Below are 16,770 nucleotides of genomic sequence, written 5' to 3' on the forward strand. Positions count from 1 at the left end.
GGCGGATCAGGTCTTCTTGCGGAACTTGGCGACCGCGAGCGGCGCGGTGACCACGGTGATGCCGACGGCCCAGGCGAGCGTCATCCACACGGAGTGGGCGACGGGGCCGCCGTTGATGAGGGCGCGGGCGGCGTCGGCGAGGTTGGACAGCGGGTTGTAGTCGGTGAAGGTCTGCAGCCAGCCGGGCATCGTCGTCGGCATCGCGAAGATCGAGGAGCCGAACTGCAGCGGCATCAGGACCAGCATCGCCATCCCCTGGACGGCCTGGGCGGTCTTCAGCGTGAGGCCGAGCAGGATGAAGATCCACATCAGGGCGGCGCCGAAGACCATGGACAGGCCGATGGCGGCGGCCAGGTCGAGCACGGAGGTGCGGATCTCCAGGCCGAGCAGGAAGCCCATGCCCAGCAGGATCGCCGTGGCGACCAGCATGCGGCCGATCTCGACGACGATCTTCGCGATGAGGACCGAGGAACGGGCGATCGGCATGGTCCGGAACCGGTCCATGACGCCCTTCTTGAAGTCGTCGTTGATGCCGGTGCCGACGGCCATCGCGATGTTCATGCCCATCATGGCCATCATGCCGGGCACCAGGTAGTTCACGTACTCCTGCTGGTTGCCCTTGCCGGCGACGGCGCCGCCGAAGACGTACACGAACAGCAGGATGAAGACGATCGGCATCAGGACGGCGTCGAACATCGACTCCGGGTCCTGCTTGATCTGGAGCGCGTTGCGCCGGACCAGCGCGCCGATGTGGCGGAGGTTGGCCCGCAGGCCGATCCGGCCGTCGGCGGCGCCGCCGACGGGCGTCCGGGCGGGCGTGGCACCGGAGGCGCCCACGGGGGACTTGGAGAGGGTGGGGGCGCTCATGCGGCGACCTCCTCGCGGATCGCGTCGGACACGTTCGTCTTCTCGCCGGTGATGGCGAGGAACACCTCGTCGAGGCTGGGCAGATGGGTGCCGATGTGGCTGATGCCGAAGCCGCGGGCGCCGAACAGGCCCACGACGGCGGTCAGCTGCTCGTCGCTGAGGATCGGCACGTACAGCAGGCCCTCGTCGGGGACGACGGACGCGCCGCCGATCCCGTCGAGGCCGGCCTCGCGGATCGCCGCCGCCATGGCGGACAGGTCGGCCGGGTCGGCGGGGCGGACCTGGAGGGTGCGGCCGCCGACGCGGGCCTTGAGCTCGTCGACACCGCCCTTGGCGATGACCCGGCCGCGGTCGATGACGGTCAGCTCGCTCGCGAGCTGCTCCGCCTCCTCCATGTACTGGGTGGTGAGGAGCACGGTCGCGCCCTCGGCGACCATCCGCTGGACCTCGTCCCAGACCTCGTTGCGGGTGCGCGGGTCGAGACCGGTGGTGGGCTCGTCCAGGTAGAGCACCGCGGGCTGCCCGACCATGGAGGCGGCCAGGTCGAGGCGGCGCCGCATGCCGCCGGAGTAGTTCATCGCCGGGCGCCTGGCGGCCTCGGTGAGGGAGAAGCGCTCCAGCATCTCGTCGGCGCGGCGGCGGGCGTCCTTGCGGGAGAGGTCGAGCAGCCGCCCGATCATGTACAGGTTCTCCCAGCCGGACAGCTTCTCGTCGACCGAGGCGTACTGGCCGGTGAGGCCGATGGTGCGGCGCAGCTGACGGGGCTGGCGCACCACGTCGTAGCCGGCGACGACGGCGGTCCCGGCGTCCGGGACGAGGAGGGTGGACAGGCAGCGGACGAGGGTGGTCTTGCCGGCGCCGTTGGGACCGAGGACGCCGAGGACGGTGCCCTCGCGGACGTCCAGGTCGATCCCGTCGACCGCCCTGGTCTCGCCGAAGTGCTTCACGAGGCCCCGGACCTCGACGGCGTTGGTGTGTGATCGCGTCATGTCCACCATGGAACAGCCCTCCACCGACAAGCCCCCGACAGGCGGCCGACAGCCCCGCCGACGCGATGTCGGCGGGGCTGTCGGTGGGCTGTCGGCGCGGGCCGGGCGTCCCCGGCCCGCGGCCGTCGGGACGGGGGACGGGTGTCCCGCGCGTCTCAGTGGAAGGTGTGCTCCTCGGCGGGGAACGCCCCGCCGGTCACGTCCTCCGCGAAGGCGCGGGCGGCGTCGCCGAGCGTCTCGCGCAGGTTGGCGTACTGCTTGGTGAAGCGCGGCACCTTGCCGCCGGTCAGACCGGCCATGTCGGTCCAGACGAGGACCTGGGCGTCCGTGTCGGGACCGGCGCCGATGCCGATGGTGGGGATGTGCAGGGAGCGGGTGACCTCGGCGGCCAGCTCGGCCGGGACGAGCTCCAGGACCACGGCGAAGGCGCCCGCGTCCTGCGCGGCCTTGGCGTCGCGCAGCAGCTTGTGGGCGGCCTCGTCGGAGCGGCCCTGCACCCGGTAGCCCATGGTGTTGACGGACTGCGGGGTCAGGCCGAGGTGGGACATGACGGGGATGCCGGCCTGGACGAGCAGCTCGGTCTGCGGCAGCGAGCGCTCGCCGCCTTCCAGCTTGACCGCGCCGACGCCCGCGTCCTTGACCAGCCGGGTGGCGTTGCGCAGGGCCTGGACGGGCCCTTCCTGGTACGAGCCGAAGGGGAGGTCGCCGACGACGAGGGCGCGCCGGGTGCCCCGTACGACGGCGGCGGAGAGCAGCGTCATCTCGTCCATCGTGACGGGCACGGTGGTGTCGTAGCCGAGGTGACAGTTGCCCATGGAGTCGCCGACGAGGATCACCGGGATCCCGGCCTCGTCGAAGACGGAGGCGGTCATGGCGTCGTAGGCGGTGAGCATGGGCCACTTCTCGCCGCGGGTCTTGGCGGCGGCGATGTCGTGGACGGTGATGCGGCGGGTGCCCTTCCCTCCGTACAGCGCCTTGCTGCTGTCGGCGGGCGGTTTCTGGGCAGCCTGAAGCGTCATGGTGAACGGCTCCTTTTGTCATCTCGAGGCGCCCTGTGGCGTCCCCGGACCACATCCATGGTGGCACCTCGCGGGGCGGGCGGGGAAGCGGGGCGGGGCAGCGGAGCGGCGTGGCGCTGTTCACACCGCGGAAACACCGGGCGAGGGGGCCTCCGGGCGCCGGCGGGAGGCCGGCCGGAACGTAAAGAGTCCGTCAGCTTTTTCGATACGAGACGGTCTCGTATCGAAATTGACCTAGGGTGGGAGCATGTCAACGTCACACAGCCGTCGCTGGGCGATCCTCGGCGTGCTCATGCTGAGCCTCTTGATCGTCGTCCTCGACAACTCGATCCTCAACGTCGCGGTCAAGACGATCGCCAGTCCCGCCCCCGTCGGCATCGGCGCCACCCAGAGCGAGCTGGAGTGGGCCATCAACTCGTACACGCTCGTCTTCGCCGGCCTGCTCTTCACCTCGGGCCTGCTCGGCGACCGCCTCGGCCGCAAGAAGGTCCTGCTCTTCGGCATCGCCGTCTTCGGCATCGGCTCCGCGCTCGCCGCGTTCTCCACCGGCCCCGGCGAGCTCGTCGCCTACCGGGCCGTGATGGGCCTCGGCGCCGCCTTCGTCATGCCCGCCACCCTCGCCGTCCTGATGAACGTCTTCGAGCGCGACGAGCAGCCCAAGGCCATCGGCATCTGGGCCGGCGGCGTCGGTCTCGCCATCGCCATCGGGCCGATCACCGGCGGCGTGCTCCTGGAGCACTTCTGGTGGGGCTCGGTCTTCCTGGTCAACGTCCCCGTCGTGCTCCTGGCACTCGCGCTCATGGTCTGGCTGGTCCCCGAGTCCAGGGACCCCAGGCCCGGCCGCGTCGACGTGCCCGGCGTGCTGCTCTCCGTCCTCGGCCTGGTCCTGCTCGTGTACGGCATCATCCGCGGCGGCGAGCTCGCCAGCTTCACCGACGTCACCGTGCTCCTGCCGTCCCTCGCGGGCCTCGCGGTCCTGGTCGCCTTCGTGCTGTACGAGAAGCGCAGCGACCACCCGGCGCTCGACATCTCGTACTTCCGCAAGCCCGCCTTCTCCGCCGCCGTCGCCGCCATCGCGCTGGTCTTCTTCGCCCTCATGGGCGTGACCTTCTTCTCCGCCTTCTACCTGCAGAGCGTCCGCGGCTACAGCGCGCTGGAGTCCGGTCTGCTCATCCTGCCGCTCGCCGTCGCCCAGATGGTGTTCGCGCCGCGGGCCAGGCTGGTCGTCGAGCGCTTCGGTGCGAAGGCCGTCTGCACCGTCGGCATGCTCGCCGTCGCCGTGGGCCTGGCCGCCTTCGCCTTCTTCGACGCCGGCACGCCCGTATGGGTCCTCGAAGCCGTCTTCTTCCTCCAGGGCGCGGGCATGGCGCACATCATGCCGCCCGTCACCGTCGCCGTGATGCAGTCGCTGCCCCGCGAGAAGGCCGGCTCCGGCTCCGCCGTCAACAACACCTTCCGGCAGGTCGGCGGCGCGCTCGGCGTGGCCGTCCTCGGCTCCGTGCTCTCCAGCACCTACCGCGGCGAGATCGAGGGCCACCTCGGCGCCGTCCCGGCGGGCCTGCGCGAGACGGCGGGCGAGTCGATCGAGGCGACCCTGGCCGTCGCCGACAAGCTGGGCCCGGCCGGCCGCGGCCTGGTCGCCCCCGCGTACGACGCCTTCCTCGACGCGATGCACGTCACCGCCGTCGGCTCGGCCGCCGTCGCCGTCCTCGGCGCGGTCGTCGTCGCACTGTTCCTGCCCGGCCGCACCCCGGAAGGCCGGCCTCCCGCGGCGGCGGTCCCGGGCAGCCGCGCGAACACGGGAGAATCGGTTCCCAGGTAGCCCAGAAGGAGAGGCGGAAGACGTGTCGCAGGAGAACGGCCGGGCGGTCACCACCGGCCCCGGCCCCGACCCCGCGCGCGCGGCCGCGCCCGCTCCCGCCCGCCCCGGCTCCGGCCCCGAGGCCGGACCGGGCGCGGGCGCGGGGGACACGCGACGCGGGGGGGCCCGCAGGGAGGCGGCGGACCAGGCGATCTTCGACGCGGTGGTCGGACTCCTGGAGGGCGGCGTGCCGCTCACCGAGCTGTCCATCGAGAAGATCGCCCGCACCGCCGGCGTCGGCAAGGCCACGATCTACCGCCGCTGGGCCGGCAAGGAGGAGCTCCTGATCGAGCTCCTGCGCTCGGTCGAGCCCCCGGACCCGGTGCTGCCCGGCACCTCGGTCCGTGACGACCTCGTCAGGCTCCTCGAGTCGCTGCGGCAGCGCGGCCTCGTCAAGCGGACCTCCGCGCTGCTGCACAACGTCTTCTCGCAGATGCAGTCGTATCCCAAGCTGTGGGACGCCTACCACCACACCGTCATCGAGCCCCGCCGCCGCATGGGCCTGGCCGCCATCCGGCGCGGGATGGAGCGCGGCGAGCTCCGGGCCGACCTGGACGTCGAACTCGTCAACGACCTCTTCGTCGGCCCCCTGTTGCTGCGCACCGTCATCCGCCCAGGCGCCCCTCTGTCGCCCGGCCTGCCCGAGGAGATCGTGGACGCCGTCCTGGAGGGGCTGCGCCCCCGCGCCTGAACCGCCGCGACCGCCGGAGCGGGCGATCCGTACGAATGTGCGCGTTCTGTCACAGCCGTACGCCCCGCGCCACCTGCAGGAACCCGCCACGCGCGGTCGTCGTCCCTCGAAGAGTACGACCGGCCCGGGATCGCCCAGGGCCTGTCGTCACTTTCCCGTCGTCCGTCCGGAGGGCGGCAGGCGGGAAGGTGACGACAGGGCCTAGGGTCGACACCGGGTCGCACAGCAAGGCAGCAAGGCAGTGAGGACGACGGCGATGACGCGGGTGGACATGACGGGGACCGAGCACGGCGGAGCGGGAACCGAGCGCTCCGGCTCACGGTTCCGGACCGCCCTGGAGCGCCTGCGCGGCGACCGCGGCATCTGGCGCCGGGGCATCGTCCTCGCGCTGTGCGCCGTGCTGCTCGCCCTGGTGATGGGCCTTCACTCCGACATCCCCAACCGGATCGGCAACCTCGGCAGCCTGTCCGAGACCTTCCTGCCCTGGTTCGGCCTGTTCGTGCCGGTGCTGCTCGTCCTCGCCGTGCTGCGGCGCTCGGCGACCGCCCTGATCGCCCTCGTCCTGCCGGCCGTGGTCTGGCTCAACCTCTTCGGCGGGCTGGTCGTCGACAAGTCGCAGACCGGCGGCGACCTCACCGTGGTCACCCACAACGTGAACGCCGACAACCCCGACCCCGAGGGCACGGCCCGTCAGATCGCCGCCTCCGGCGCCGACGTGGTGGCCCTGGAGGAGCTCAAGGGCGACATGGTGCCGGTCTACGAGCAGGGCCTGGCCGAGACCTACCGCTACCACTCGGTGCAGGGCACGGTCGGCCTGTGGAGCAAGTACCCGCTGCGGGACGCCGGGCCGGTCGACATCCGGATGGGCTGGACCCGTGCCATGCGCGCCACGGTCGCCGCCCCCGCCGGAGAGGTGGCGGTCTACGTCGCCCACCTCCCCTCCGTACGGGTCAGGCTGAACGCCGGCTTCACCGCCAATCAGCGCGACAACAGCGCCAACGCCCTCGGCGAGGCCATCTCCCACGACCCGCACCGGCGGATCGTGCTGCTCGGCGACCTCAACGGCACCATGAACGACCGCTCGCTCAACGCGGTCACCTCGCAGCTGCGTTCCACCCAGGGCGCGGCGGGCGACGGCTTCGGCTTCAGCTGGCCGGCGTCCTTCCCGATGGCCCGCATCGACCAGATCCTGGTCCGCGGCGTGGAGCCGCTGTCCTCCTGGACGCTGCCGGAGACGAAGAGCGACCACCTTCCGGTGGCCGCCCGCGTCAGGCTCTGACCTCCCTCACCGGCCGTCTACAGGGGCGTCTCCCGCCACCGGTTGGTGATCGGCAGCCGGCGGTCCTTGCCGAAGCCCTTCGCGGAGATCTTCGTGCCCGGCGGGTACTGGCGGCGCTTGTACTCCGCCAGGTCGACCATGCGCAGGGTCCGGGTCACCAGTTCCTGGTCGAAGCCGGCCGCCACCAGTTCGTCCTTGCCCTGGTCACGGTCGACGTACAGTTCGAGCATCCGGTCAAGCAGCTCGTAGTCGGGCAGCGAGTCCGTGTCGACCTGGCCGGGGCGCAGTTCGGCGCTCGGCGGCTTGACGATGGAGTTCTCCGGGATCGGCGGCGTCTGGCCGCGCTCCTCGGCGGCCCGGTTGCGCCAGCGGGCGAGCCGGAACACCCAGGTCTTGTAGACGTCCTTGATCGGCCCGAAGGCGCCCACCGCGTCCCCGTACAGGGTCGAATAGCCCACCGCCAGCTCGGACTTGTTGCCCGGGGCGAGGACGAGGTGTCCCTCCTGGTTGGACAGCGCCATGAGCAGCGTGCCGCGCAGCCGCGCCTGGAGGTTCTCCTCGGCGAGCCCGGTGAGGCCCACCGCGCCCATGTAGGCGTCGAACATCGGCTCGATCGACACCGTGCGGAAGTGCAGCCCGGTGCGCCGGGCCAGCTCGGCGGCGTCGCCGCGCGAGTGCTCCGAGGAGTACCTGGACGGCATCGACACGCCGTACACGTTCGCCGCCCCGAGCGCGTCGCAGGCGATCGCGGCGACCAGGGCCGAGTCGATGCCGCCGGACAGGCCGATGAGCACCGAGCGGAAGCCGTTCTTGTTCACGTACGCGCGCAGGCCGACGACCAGGGCCGAGTAGACCTCCTCGTCGTCGTCGAGCCGCTCCGCGTAACCGCCCGTCACCTCGGGCTCGTAGGCGGGCAGCGGCTCCTCGGAGAGCACCACCCGGTCGATGCGCAGCCCGTCGTCCACGACCGTGCCGTCCGCGGGGGCCTCCGCGAGCGGGAGCGCCGCCGGCAGGTCGAGGTCGACCACCACGCAGCCCTCGGAGAACTGCGGGGCGCGGGCGATCACTTCGCCGGCCGCGTCGACGACGATCGAGTCGCCGTCGAAGACCAGGTCGTCCTGACCGCCGGTCATCGCCAGGTACGCGGTGGTGCAGCCGGCCTCCTGGGCCCGCTTGCGGACCAGTTCGAGCCGGGTGTCGTCCTTGTTCCGCTCGTACGGAGAGGCGTTGACCGACAGCAGCAGCCCGGCCCGGGCGCTGCGGGCCGCCGGCACCCGGCCGCCGTCCTGCCACAGGTCCTCGCAGATCGCGAGGGCCACGTCCACGCCGTGGACGCGCAGCACGGGCATGGTGTCGCCCTGGACGAAGTAGCGGTACTCGTCGAAGACGCCGTAGTTGGGCAGGTGGTGCTTGGCGAAGCGCAGCACCACCTCGCCCCGGTGCAGCACCGCCGCCGCGTTCTCGGGCGACCCGGCGGGCCGCCCGAGCCGCGGCTTCGCGCGGTCGGAGCGGTCGAGGTAGCCGACGACCACGGGCAGCTCGCCGAATCCCTCGTCCGCGAGCCGCCGCGCGAGCGCCCGCAGGGCGGCCCGCGAGGCCTCGACGAACGAGGGGCGCAGCGCCAGGTCCTCGACGGGATAGCCGGTCAGTGTCATCTCGGGGAACGCGACGAGGTGCGCACCCTGTCCGGCCGCGTGCCGGGTCCAGTGGACGACGGCCTCGGCGTTCCCGGCGAGATCGCCGACCGTGGAGTCGATCTGATTCAGAGCGAGGCGTAGTTGAGGCACGCCCTCAGTTTATCGTCAATTCGACGCTATGTCGTGGCGAACGGCGGAAGCTCTCGCCCGGCGCGGCCCGCCGTGGTCGATACGCCCCGGGTCGCCCGCTCCGGGGCGGATCGCCCGGCGTCACTTCGTCGGGCCGGTCCAGAACTGCGCGTCGTGCTCCAGCACGGTCGGGGACATCTCGACCTGCATCTCCCCGGCGGCGTCCGCCGGGAGCGAGAAGGTGAAGTCGGACTTGGCCTGCTTGCCCGGGAGGATCTTGCCGCTGAACGGCGCGCTCGCGAGGCTGCCGTCGAAGACCATCTCGGCCGCCGCGCCGTTGGCGTCCGTCGCCTCCGGCAGGACGACGGCGGCGTCCAGCGGCTGCTTGCCGCCGTTGACGACGGTGACCGTCACCTGGAAGGCCTTGTTGCCCTTCTTGTGGCTCACGGCGAAGCCGTCCGGCTGGTAGGCGCGCGGCTTGGAGACGGTGACCTTGATCCCGTCCTCGTACGTGAAGGTGTCGCCGAACTTCAGCGCCTTGGGCGCCTGCTCGGTCGGCTCGGCGGTGGGCTCGCCCGTCGCCTCGCCGCCCGGCGTGGCGGAGGCGGTCGTCCCGCCCTTCTGGTCGAGCTCCTTGTCGAGCTCGTCGGCGACGTCCTTCACCGCGGTCGCGACGGCGATCGTCCACGCGATCGAGGCGACGATCGAGAGGGCGCCGAGGATCAGGCCGGCGAGGGCGCTGCCCTTGTTGGTGGCCAGGCCCTTGCCGGCCCGGGCGGTGCCGATGATGCCGAATATCAGGGCCAGCAGGCCCAGGATCCCGCCGAGCCAGAAGGTGAGCGGGATGATCGCGAAGATCACGCCCAGGATGCCGAGGACCAGCGCCGTGGTGCCGAGCCCGTTGCGGGGCGGCTGCGCGGGCGCCTGCGGCACGCCGGGCATCCCGGGCGGGCCGTAGGGCTGGTCGGGGGAGTGGGTGGGCATGGTCATGCGCGGTCCTTCGTGGCAGGTGCACGGGGATGCCGGCACGAGTGCCCCACCCCCTGGAAGATCACGACCGTAAGCCAGCCGCTTGTGAAGTCACCACTTGATTTGTGAACGAGATGTGTTCGTGATCCACTTCCCGGCGGGACCCGGCGGTTTCCCCCTGTTTTCCGCCGACATGCGCACCTCGTCCGGCCCGTCGAGCATGGGCCCATGACGAGGGACGCCGGGAACCCGCGGCCTCACCCTGACGTTCGACCCACTGTGTCCAGGAATGCCGCGAGGCCGAACGCCGCGAGGCTCACCCGAGCCGCCGCCGCGCTGCTCGGCCTCGGCGCGCTCGCGTACACCGCCTGGGTCCTCGAAGTCGTCGTGCGGACCGGTCTCGACCCGGTCCGCACCTACGTCTCCGAACTCGCGGCCGCCGACCAGCCGCTCGGCGGGCTGTTCCGCGCCACGGACCTGACGGCCGGTCTCCTCGTCCTCGCCGGAGCCCTCACAGGCCTCCTGTCCCGTCCGGCGGGCCCGGGCCGGACGGACCGCCCCGCCGCCGGCTCGCGCCGGCCCTGGACGGTCGTCGGCTGGCTCGCCCTCGCCGTCTTCGGGGCCGCCACCGTCGCCGACTCGCGGCTGCCGCTCAGCTGCACGCCCACCGCCGATCCGGAGTGCGCCGCCCGGGAGACGGCCGGGCTCGTGCCCGCCACCCACACCGCGCACGCCGTCAGCTCCACGCTCGCCATGCTCGGCGCGCTGACCGCGATGGTCGCGCTGACGGCGGCCGCGCGGCGGTACGGCATCTGGGCGCCGCTCGCCCGTACCGGACCCGCCCTCGTCGTCCTGGAGTTCGCCGCCACCGCCTGGACGCTGGCCGCCGTCGCCGCCTTCGAGGCCGGCCGCGGCACCTGGTCGCTCGGCGCCGGACAGCGCCTCCAGGTGCTGCTCGTGGCGGTGTGGCTCGCGGTCCTCGCGGTCTCGGTGGCGAGGGAGGCGGCCGCCGGGGCAGGAGCTGGAGCCGGGGCTGGGGCCGGGGCCGAGGCCGGGGCCGGGCGGGCCGCCGGCAGGAGGACCAGGGACGAGGAGCCACGGTGACCACCACGTTCGTACGGATCGGAGGCGTCGCCCACCACGTCGTCGTCGACGGCGCGGGACCGGTGTGCGTGCTCGCCGCCGGGCTGGGCATGAGCTGGTTCGACTGGGACCCGGTGGTCCCCCTGCTCGCCCCCCACCGCACCGTCGTCCGCTTCGACCGCCCCGGCCACGGCCTGTCACAGCCCTCCGCCGCGCCGAGCACCGCCGCCGCGGAGGCCGACCGGATCGCCGCCGTCCTGGACGCCGTCCTCGACGTCCCGGCGGCCCGGATCGGCCGCGGCGGCCCGCACCACGCACCCGTCACGGTCGTCGGACACTCGATCGCCGGCTTCCACGCCGAGGCCTTCGCCCGGCTCCACCCCGCCCGCACCGCGGCGCTCGTGCTCGTCGACTCCTCGGTGGAGGAGCGGCCCCGCGCCTCCCGCACCGCGCCGGCGCTCGCCCGGGCGCTCGGCGCCGCCCTCTGCGCCGCCGGAGTCCCGGCCGCGCTGGGGCCCGCCGGCCGCGCCCTGACCGTACGCCTCTCGTCCCACCGCCGGCCCGACCCGTCCCCGCCCGCCGAGGTCCGCCGGGTCTACCGCACCTCACGCGTGCTGCGCGGCACCCTCGACGAGAACGCCCGCTACGGTGCCGTCGCCGCCGAGCTGCTCGCCCTGCGTGAACGGGCCCCGCTGCCGCCGGGACTGCCGGTCACCGTGCTCGCCGCACCCGACGGCTCGGCCCGCTGGGAGCGGCGCCAGCGCGCGCTGGCCCGGCGGCTCGGCGCCCGCTACGAGGCGGCCGGACCGTCGGGCCATCTGGTCATGCTGGACCGCCCGGACGCGATCGCCCGGGCGGTCCTCGACGCGGGCCGCTGAGCGCGGGAGCCGGGCGAGGGGGTCGAGGGCGGGAGTTGAGGGGCGGGGAGCCGGCGGCTGGAGCCGAGGGCGGGAGCCGGGGCCGAGGGGCGGGGAAGCCGAGGAACCGTCAGGAGGCGTACACGCTCTCGCAGAAGGCCTTCAGCTGGTCGTCCGTCAGGTGCTGGGCCAGGTCGGCCTCGCTGATCATGCCCACCAGCTGCTTGTTCTCGATGACCGGGAGCCGCCGGATCTGGTGGCTCTGCATCTCCTCCAGGACCGCGCCCACGTCCGCGCCCGCCTCGATCCAGCGCGGGGTGCCCTTGGCCATGTCACCGCACGTCACCCTGGCGGGGTCGTGGCCCATGGCCACGCAGCCGACGACGATGTCGCGGTCCGTGAGGATGCCGCAGAGCCGTTCGTTCTCGTCGGCGATGGGCAGCGCGCCCACGTCGAGGTCGCGCATCATCTGCGCGGCGCGGTCGAGCGTCTCGTGTGCCGGGACCCACTGGGCCCCCCGGTGCATGATGTCCCTAGCCGTGGTCATGGGGTGCGTACCTTTCGTAGAACGTCGTCGTACTGCGGTCGTACGTCCGTGTCCCCGAGCGCTCCCATTCTCCGGTGACGACGCGGCCCCCGCGACCGCAGAGGTCACGGGGGCCGTCGTACCGGCTGCCGTCGCGGCGGCTACGCGCCGCGCGCCTTCAGCATGTCCGCCATCAGCTTGATCTCGGACTCCTGGGCGTCCACCATGCCCTGCGCGAGATCCCGCTCGACACCCGGCACACAGCGCTCCACACAGCCCTGGGCCATGTGGATGCCGCCCTTGTGGTGCTCGGTCATCAGCTTCAGGTACAGCACCTCGGCCTCGCGGCCCGAGGCCTTGCCCAGCTGCTCGATCTCGGCGCGGGTCGCCATGCCCGGCATCAGCTCGCCGTCCTCGCCGGTGTCGACGCCCATGCCCATCCAGGTCATCGGCGGCACGCCGGACTGCACCTTCGGCAGGCCCCACATGTCGAGCCAGCCCAGCATCATGCCGCGCTGGTTGGCCTGGGTGTTCGCGATGTCGTAGGCGAGGCGGCGGACCTCCTCGTCCTTCGTCCGGTCACGGACGATGAACGACATCTCCACGGCCTGCTGGTGGTGGACGGCCATGTCACGGGCGAAGCCCGCGTCGGCCGACTCCGCCGTGGGCGTCCGCGGGGCCTCGTCGCGGTCCGCGGAGGCGACGGTGACCGCGCCGCCGGCGAACAGCACCGCCAGGGCCACCGCGGTGACGGACGCCCACTGCGTCCGGTTCAGCCTCACTGGCCCATCCCGGCGCCGCCCTGGCCGTCGGCGCCCACGCCGCCGGTGCAGGCGGCGCCCGGCTCCGGCGTCTGCGGGCCGTTGACGTACTTGGTGAAGAAGGCGTCCACGCGCGGGTCGTCCGCGCCGTCCACGGTCACCTGCTTGCCCCAGGCGCTCAGCATGATCGCGCCGGACTGGTTGTCGACCGGGCTCATCAGCGAGTACGGGGTCTTCTTGACCTTGGCCCGGAGCTTGTCGAGGTCGCCGGCCGCGGCCTTCTTGTTGTACGTCACCCACACCGCGCCGTGCTCCAGGGAGTGCACGGCGTTGGTGTCGTTGACCGGCTTGTCGTAGACGTCGCCGTTGCAGTTCTGCCAGACCGGGTTGTGGTCGCCGCCGACCGGCGGGTTCATCTCGTACTTGACCGGGGTCTGGACGTGGTTGCGGGTCAGCTTCTTGGCGTCCCAGGACTTCTCGTCCTTGATGGGGGCCTTGGCGGCGGCCTCCTGCTGCTCCTGCTTGGTGTTCTCCTTGTTGATCACCCAGCCGCCGAAGCCGACGAGGCCGAGCACGACGACGGCGCTGATGCCGATGGTCAGGACGCGGTTGCGGCGCTCGCGGGCCAGCTCGGCGCGGCGCATCTCCTCTATCCGGGCGCGGCGGTCGGCGGTGGTGGAACGGTTCGCCATGGTGATGTCGTCCTTCTGAAGTGAGAAAAGGCGGGGGGTCGCGGAACGGAACGAACGTGACGGAAAGCCCGGCCGCTCACGTCCGCAGGACTTGAAGGACGTGGAGGTCCGGCGCACGGGGCCGTGCGCCGGCGAGGAGCACCCGGCCGTCGTCGGCCGAGGCCGCGGGACGCGGGAGCCGGCCCTCCGCGTGCAGCGGCGGGTCGAGCGGCGGCGCGCTGAGCACGGCGGGGGAGAGCGCGGGGAAGAGGGAGCAGTCGCCCCGGTCGTACGGGCAGGCGTACTGGACGTACCGGTCGCCCTGGGTCACGTGCGCGGCCGCCCGCTCGTGCTCGGCCCGCTCGGCCGGGTCGCCGGCGCCCAGACAGAGGAAGAGCGCGCCGAGGAGCGTCGCCACGGCACTCGCCAGTGCCATGGGACGCGGGTTCCGGGACGGGCGTGTGCGCCGTGGGCCCCCCATGGGCGCAGATCGTAGTGCCAGAAGGGGGGCCGTGGGCCGAACGGGGTACCCGTCGGTACCGGTCCTGGCCGAGCGGGTGCCGGGAGGCCGCCGCACAACCGCCGCTTTTCGGCCGTTCCCCCGTTACCTGTGTCACAGCGGAGCAGGCAGTATGGGTGTGCAACGTGCACGAAACCATGTGGTGGGATGCTCAGGCGCCCCCCGAAGTGCTCGAGGCGGTGGGAGCAGGCGGCCTGACCAGCGAGGATGGGTGTGGAAATGGACAAGCAGCAGGAATTTGTGCTCCGTACGCTCGAGGAGCGCGACATCCGCTTCGTGCGTCTGTGGTTCACCGACGTGCTCGGCTTCCTGAAGTCGGTCGCGGTGGCGCCCGCCGAGCTGGAGCAGGCCTTCGACGAGGGCATCGGCTTCGACGGCTCGGCGATCGAGGGCTTCGCCCGCGTCTACGAGTCCGACATGATCGCCAAGCCCGACCCCGGCACCTTCCAGATCCTGCCCTGGCGCGCCGAGGCCCCCGGCACGGCCCGGATGTTCTGCGACATCCTGATGCCGGACGGCTCGCCGTCCTTCGCCGACCCGCGCTACGTCCTGAAGCGCGCCCTTGCCAAGACCTCGGACCTGGGCTTCACCTTCTACACCCACCCCGAGATCGAGTTCTTCCTCCTGAAGGACAAGCCGCTGGACGGCACGCGCCCGACCCCGGCCGACAACTCGGGCTACTTCGACCACACCCCGCAGAACGTGGGCATGGACTTCCGCCGCCAGGCCATCACCATGCTGGAGTCGATGGGCATCTCGGTGGAGTTCTCCCACCACGAGGGCGCGCCGGGCCAGCAGGAGATCGACCTCCGCTACGCGGACGCGCTGTCGACGGCCGACAACATCATGACCTTCCGCCTGGTCATGAAGCAGGTCGCGCTCGAACAGGGCGTCCAGGCCACCTTCATGCCGAAGCCGTTCTCCGAGTACCCCGGCTCGGGCATGCACACCCACCTCTCGCTCTTCGAGGGCGACCGCAACGCCTTCTACGAGAGCGGCGCCGAGTACCAGCTGTCGAAGGTCGGCCGCTCCTTCATCGCGGGCCTCCTCCGGCACGCCGCCGAGACCGCCGCGGTCACCAACCAGTGGGTCAACTCGTACAAGCGCATCTGGGGCGGCTCGGGCCGCACCGCCGGCTCGGGCGGCGAGGCCCCCGCGTACATCTGCTGGGGCCACAACAACCGCTCCGCGCTGATCCGCGTCCCCATGTACAAGCCGGGCAAGATGGGCTCCTCCCGCGTCGAGGTCCGCTCCATCGACTCGGGCGCCAACCCCTACCTCACCTACGCCGTCCTCCTCGCGGCCGGCCTCAAGGGCATCGAGGAGGGCTACGAACTCCCGGCCGGCGCCGACGACGACGTCTGGGCCCTCAGCGACGCCGAGCGCCGCGCGATGGGCATCGAGCCCCTCCCGCAGAACCTCGGCGAGGCCATCACCCTGATGGAACGCAGCGAACTGGTCGCGGAGACCCTGGGCGAGCACGTCTTCGACTTCTTCCTGCGCAACAAGAAGCAGGAGTGGGAGGAGTACCGCTCGGAGGTCACGGCCTTCGAACTCCGCAAGAACCTGCCGGTGCTGTAGCGGCGGCGTGCGGGGCATGGACCTCCGGCCCGCCACTGCGAACCGGATCGCGAACGCCTCCCTGGGCGGCGGGACGGCCCTTGCTCTCGTCCTCGCGTACTACGAGGCGGGTGGCGGCGTGGCACGGACCGCCGCCGCGGCCGGTGCCCTGGCCGGCGTAGGGCTCGCGGTGCGGGGCTGGCGGGTGGGCGTACGGTGCGAGGGCGACCGGCTCGTCGTGCGGGGCTTCGTGTGGAGCCGTACGGTCGAGCGGTCCCGGATCACCGCCGTGACGGACTTCCCCGCCGTACGCTGGACCGCCCCGGGCGGCGGCCGCCGGTGGACGCCGCTGACCGGCTTCGTCGTGACCGCCGAGGAGACGGCCTGGACGTCCGGCCGCAAACGGGAGAACCTGGCACGCCTGCGCCGGTGGGCGGCGGGACGCCGCCGCTGACGGTTTTCCGACCGCTGCGACGACGAGGGCTTCCCAGACGAGGTCGAAGACGCCGCCGAGATACGCGGCGATCGCCGGGTGCTCGATCAGCAGGGCGTGATCGGGGCGCGAGTAGCGGTGATCGGGGATCAGGGCCACGGACCGGTCGTAGAGGATCACCCGGTCGACGAGCAGGTCCGCGGTCCGGAACTCCCCGCCCGCCTTCTGGATGGCGGTCATGAACTCGATCATCGGGCGGTGTGCGCGGACCGTGTGCTGGTAGAGCGTGCGGTGTCGCACCCCGCGGGCGATCACGCCCGGCAACTGCCCAAGCGCCTCGGCGAGCGCGGGCGCGGACCGGGGCCCGCCCGGCTGGACGGCCTGCAGCTCGTGGCGGCACGCGGCGTTGAGCTGGCGCAGCTTCTTGTGGATGACGTCATTGCCGCGCAGCAGCTGTACCGGCGCGGGAGTCTTCTGCGTCTCCTCCCGGTACACGGACTCCACCTGGGCCAGGGCCTCGCGGATGGAGCGCAGCGTGCTCCGCCCCGCGTGCATGGCCTGCTCCAGTGGCTGGACGAGGTGGTGCTCGGCCACGTCGGGCGGTACGGGCACGAGCCGCCCGGTGTCCTCCGGGTGCGGACGGAGCAGTTCGAGACCGTTCAGACAGGGCGGAGGGGCCTCCTCCAGCCCGTTGTTCGCGACGGCGGTCCGGTAGACCTCCAGTGCCTCGGGACACAGAGCGGGACTCTCCGTCGGGCAGTGGTCCTTGCACAGGCGCATCAGGCCCCCCATGGCGCGTGAACTCGGCGAGCCGAGTCTCGTGCCGCGTGATCACCCTTTCCATGGTGGGAAAGCGCAGGTAATGGGGCCCTGGCCGGGCAAAATCGGTTGCGCGGCCCACCTTCCGGGCCAACACTG

At 72.2% G+C, this 16,770-nt stretch carries 16 protein-coding genes; 6 read left to right on the forward strand and 10 right to left on the reverse strand.

The features are described 5' to 3' along the window. Positions 1 to 6 precede the first annotated feature (6 nt). The 3 genes from ACFWJO_RS27500 to panB all read right to left on the reverse strand — a co-directional run bounded on the left by ACFWJO_RS27500 (position 7) and on the right by panB (position 2,875). Positions 7 to 867: an ABC transporter permease gene (locus ACFWJO_RS27500; protein ID WP_386869300.1), complete on the reverse strand. Its 861-nt coding sequence runs from the start codon at positions 865 to 867 to the stop codon at positions 7 to 9. Beyond that, the gene (locus tag ACFWJO_RS27505; RefSeq protein ID WP_386869302.1) at positions 864 to 1,865 is read right to left on the reverse strand and encodes an ATP-binding cassette domain-containing protein; all 1,002 of its coding nucleotides are present in this window, start codon (positions 1,863 to 1,865) and stop codon (positions 864 to 866) included. Before ACFWJO_RS27505 ends, ACFWJO_RS27500 begins: the two co-directional genes overlap by 4 nt. Before the next feature lie 146 nt (positions 1,866 to 2,011). Further along, entirely contained in the window at positions 2,012 to 2,875 is an 864-nt protein-coding gene (gene panB / locus ACFWJO_RS27510) for a 3-methyl-2-oxobutanoate hydroxymethyltransferase (protein ID WP_384413802.1), read from the reverse strand. 247 nt (positions 2,876 to 3,122) lie between these two features. On the opposite strand from panB, the gene ACFWJO_RS27515 reads away from it, so the two are divergent. The 3 genes from ACFWJO_RS27515 (at position 3,123) to ACFWJO_RS27525 (ending at position 6,706) form a co-directional block, all read left to right on the forward strand. Continuing rightward, the gene (locus ACFWJO_RS27515; RefSeq protein WP_386869304.1) at positions 3,123 to 4,697 is read left to right on the forward strand and encodes an MFS transporter; all 1,575 of its coding nucleotides are present in this window, start codon (positions 3,123 to 3,125) and stop codon (positions 4,695 to 4,697) included. Positions 4,698 to 4,719: 22 nt separating this feature from the next. Beyond that, positions 4,720 to 5,427 carry a TetR/AcrR family transcriptional regulator C-terminal ligand-binding domain-containing protein gene (locus tag ACFWJO_RS27520; RefSeq protein WP_386869306.1) on the forward strand — a complete coding sequence of 236 codons (708 nt, stop codon included), beginning with the start codon at positions 4,720 to 4,722 and terminating at the stop codon, positions 5,425 to 5,427. Between the two features lie 256 nt (positions 5,428 to 5,683). Beyond that, complete coding sequence (locus ACFWJO_RS27525; protein WP_386869308.1) at positions 5,684 to 6,706, forward strand: endonuclease/exonuclease/phosphatase family protein; 1,023 nt, start codon at positions 5,684 to 5,686, stop codon at positions 6,704 to 6,706. Between the two features lie 17 nt (positions 6,707 to 6,723). Here the strand turns inward: ACFWJO_RS27525 and ACFWJO_RS27530 are convergent, their stop codons facing one another. Together ACFWJO_RS27530 and ACFWJO_RS27535 are read right to left on the reverse strand one after the other, a co-directional pair. Further along, entirely contained in the window at positions 6,724 to 8,493 is a 1,770-nt protein-coding gene (locus ACFWJO_RS27530) for an NAD+ synthase (RefSeq protein WP_386869310.1), read from the reverse strand. Between the two features lie 120 nt (positions 8,494 to 8,613). Further along, on the reverse strand, positions 8,614 to 9,462 hold the full coding sequence (locus ACFWJO_RS27535; RefSeq protein ID WP_386869312.1) for a DUF4190 domain-containing protein: 849 nt from the start codon (positions 9,460 to 9,462) through the stop codon (positions 8,614 to 8,616). 258 nt (positions 9,463 to 9,720) lie between these two features. Between ACFWJO_RS27535 and ACFWJO_RS27540 the strand changes: the two genes are divergently transcribed. Next, positions 9,721 to 10,545: a DUF998 domain-containing protein gene (locus tag ACFWJO_RS27540; protein WP_386869314.1), complete on the forward strand. Its 825-nt coding sequence runs from the start codon at positions 9,721 to 9,723 to the stop codon at positions 10,543 to 10,545. Next, positions 10,542 to 11,402 (forward strand): alpha/beta fold hydrolase, encoded by an 861-nt coding sequence (locus ACFWJO_RS27545; RefSeq protein ID WP_386869316.1) that lies wholly within the window; start codon positions 10,542 to 10,544, stop codon positions 11,400 to 11,402. Before ACFWJO_RS27540 ends, ACFWJO_RS27545 begins: the two co-directional genes overlap by 4 nt. Before the next feature lie 109 nt (positions 11,403 to 11,511). Here ACFWJO_RS27545 and ACFWJO_RS27550 read toward each other — a convergent pair whose 3' ends face one another. The 4 genes from ACFWJO_RS27550 to ACFWJO_RS27565 all read right to left on the reverse strand — a co-directional run bounded on the left by ACFWJO_RS27550 (position 11,512) and on the right by ACFWJO_RS27565 (position 13,775). Next, complete coding sequence (locus tag ACFWJO_RS27550) at positions 11,512 to 11,928, reverse strand: CBS domain-containing protein (protein WP_386869318.1); 417 nt, start codon at positions 11,926 to 11,928, stop codon at positions 11,512 to 11,514. 140 nt (positions 11,929 to 12,068) lie between these two features. Next, on the reverse strand, positions 12,069 to 12,689 hold the full coding sequence (locus ACFWJO_RS27555; RefSeq protein ID WP_386869320.1) for a DUF305 domain-containing protein: 621 nt from the start codon (positions 12,687 to 12,689) through the stop codon (positions 12,069 to 12,071). Further along, entirely contained in the window at positions 12,686 to 13,360 is a 675-nt protein-coding gene (locus ACFWJO_RS27560) for a DUF3105 domain-containing protein (protein ID WP_386869322.1), read from the reverse strand. Before ACFWJO_RS27560 ends, ACFWJO_RS27555 begins: the two co-directional genes overlap by 4 nt. 76 nt (positions 13,361 to 13,436) lie before the next feature. Continuing rightward, on the reverse strand, positions 13,437 to 13,775 hold the full coding sequence (locus ACFWJO_RS27565; RefSeq protein ID WP_386869324.1) for a hypothetical protein: 339 nt from the start codon (positions 13,773 to 13,775) through the stop codon (positions 13,437 to 13,439). A gap of 303 nt (positions 13,776 to 14,078) precedes the next feature. Between ACFWJO_RS27565 and ACFWJO_RS27570 the strand changes: the two genes are divergently transcribed. After that, positions 14,079 to 15,440: a glutamine synthetase family protein gene (locus ACFWJO_RS27570; RefSeq protein ID WP_128983329.1), complete on the forward strand. Its 1,362-nt coding sequence runs from the start codon at positions 14,079 to 14,081 to the stop codon at positions 15,438 to 15,440. Here ACFWJO_RS27570 and ACFWJO_RS27575 read toward each other — a convergent pair. Beyond that, on the reverse strand, positions 15,400 to 16,632 hold the full coding sequence (locus tag ACFWJO_RS27575; protein WP_386869326.1) for a TrmB family transcriptional regulator: 1,233 nt from the start codon (positions 16,630 to 16,632) through the stop codon (positions 15,400 to 15,402). The two genes, ACFWJO_RS27570 and ACFWJO_RS27575, sit on opposite strands and share 41 nt — an antisense overlap. Positions 16,633 to 16,770: the final 138 nt, after the last annotated feature.

This window comes from Streptomyces sp. NPDC127092 (assembly GCF_042722475.1).
In the GTDB taxonomy this organism is placed as follows: domain Bacteria; phylum Actinomycetota; class Actinomycetes; order Streptomycetales; family Streptomycetaceae; genus Streptomyces.

Excerpts from the sequence above, each read along its gene's own strand:
- ACFWJO_RS27500 (WP_386869300.1), bottom strand. The coding sequence starts at position 867 with ATGAGCGCCCCCACCCTCTCCAAGTCCCCCGTGGGCGCCTCCGGTGCC.
- ACFWJO_RS27505 (WP_386869302.1), bottom strand. The coding sequence starts at position 1,865 with ATGGTGGACATGACGCGATCACACACCAACGCCGTCGAGGTCCGGGGC.
- panB (WP_384413802.1), bottom strand. The coding sequence starts at position 2,875 with ATGACGCTTCAGGCTGCCCAGAAACCGCCCGCCGACAGCAGCAAGGCG.
- ACFWJO_RS27515 (WP_386869304.1), top strand. The coding sequence starts at position 3,123 with ATGTCAACGTCACACAGCCGTCGCTGGGCGATCCTCGGCGTGCTCATG.
- ACFWJO_RS27525 (WP_386869308.1), top strand. The coding sequence starts at position 5,684 with ATGACGCGGGTGGACATGACGGGGACCGAGCACGGCGGAGCGGGAACC.
- ACFWJO_RS27535 (WP_386869312.1), bottom strand. The coding sequence starts at position 9,462 with ATGACCATGCCCACCCACTCCCCCGACCAGCCCTACGGCCCGCCCGGG.
- ACFWJO_RS27550 (WP_386869318.1), bottom strand. The coding sequence starts at position 11,928 with ATGACCACGGCTAGGGACATCATGCACCGGGGGGCCCAGTGGGTCCCG.
- ACFWJO_RS27560 (WP_386869322.1), bottom strand. The coding sequence starts at position 13,360 with ATGGCGAACCGTTCCACCACCGCCGACCGCCGCGCCCGGATAGAGGAG.
- ACFWJO_RS27565 (WP_386869324.1), bottom strand. The coding sequence starts at position 13,775 with ATGGCACTGGCGAGTGCCGTGGCGACGCTCCTCGGCGCGCTCTTCCTC.
- ACFWJO_RS27570 (WP_128983329.1), top strand. The coding sequence starts at position 14,079 with ATGGACAAGCAGCAGGAATTTGTGCTCCGTACGCTCGAGGAGCGCGAC.
- ACFWJO_RS27575 (WP_386869326.1), bottom strand. The coding sequence starts at position 16,632 with ATGCGCCTGTGCAAGGACCACTGCCCGACGGAGAGTCCCGCTCTGTGT.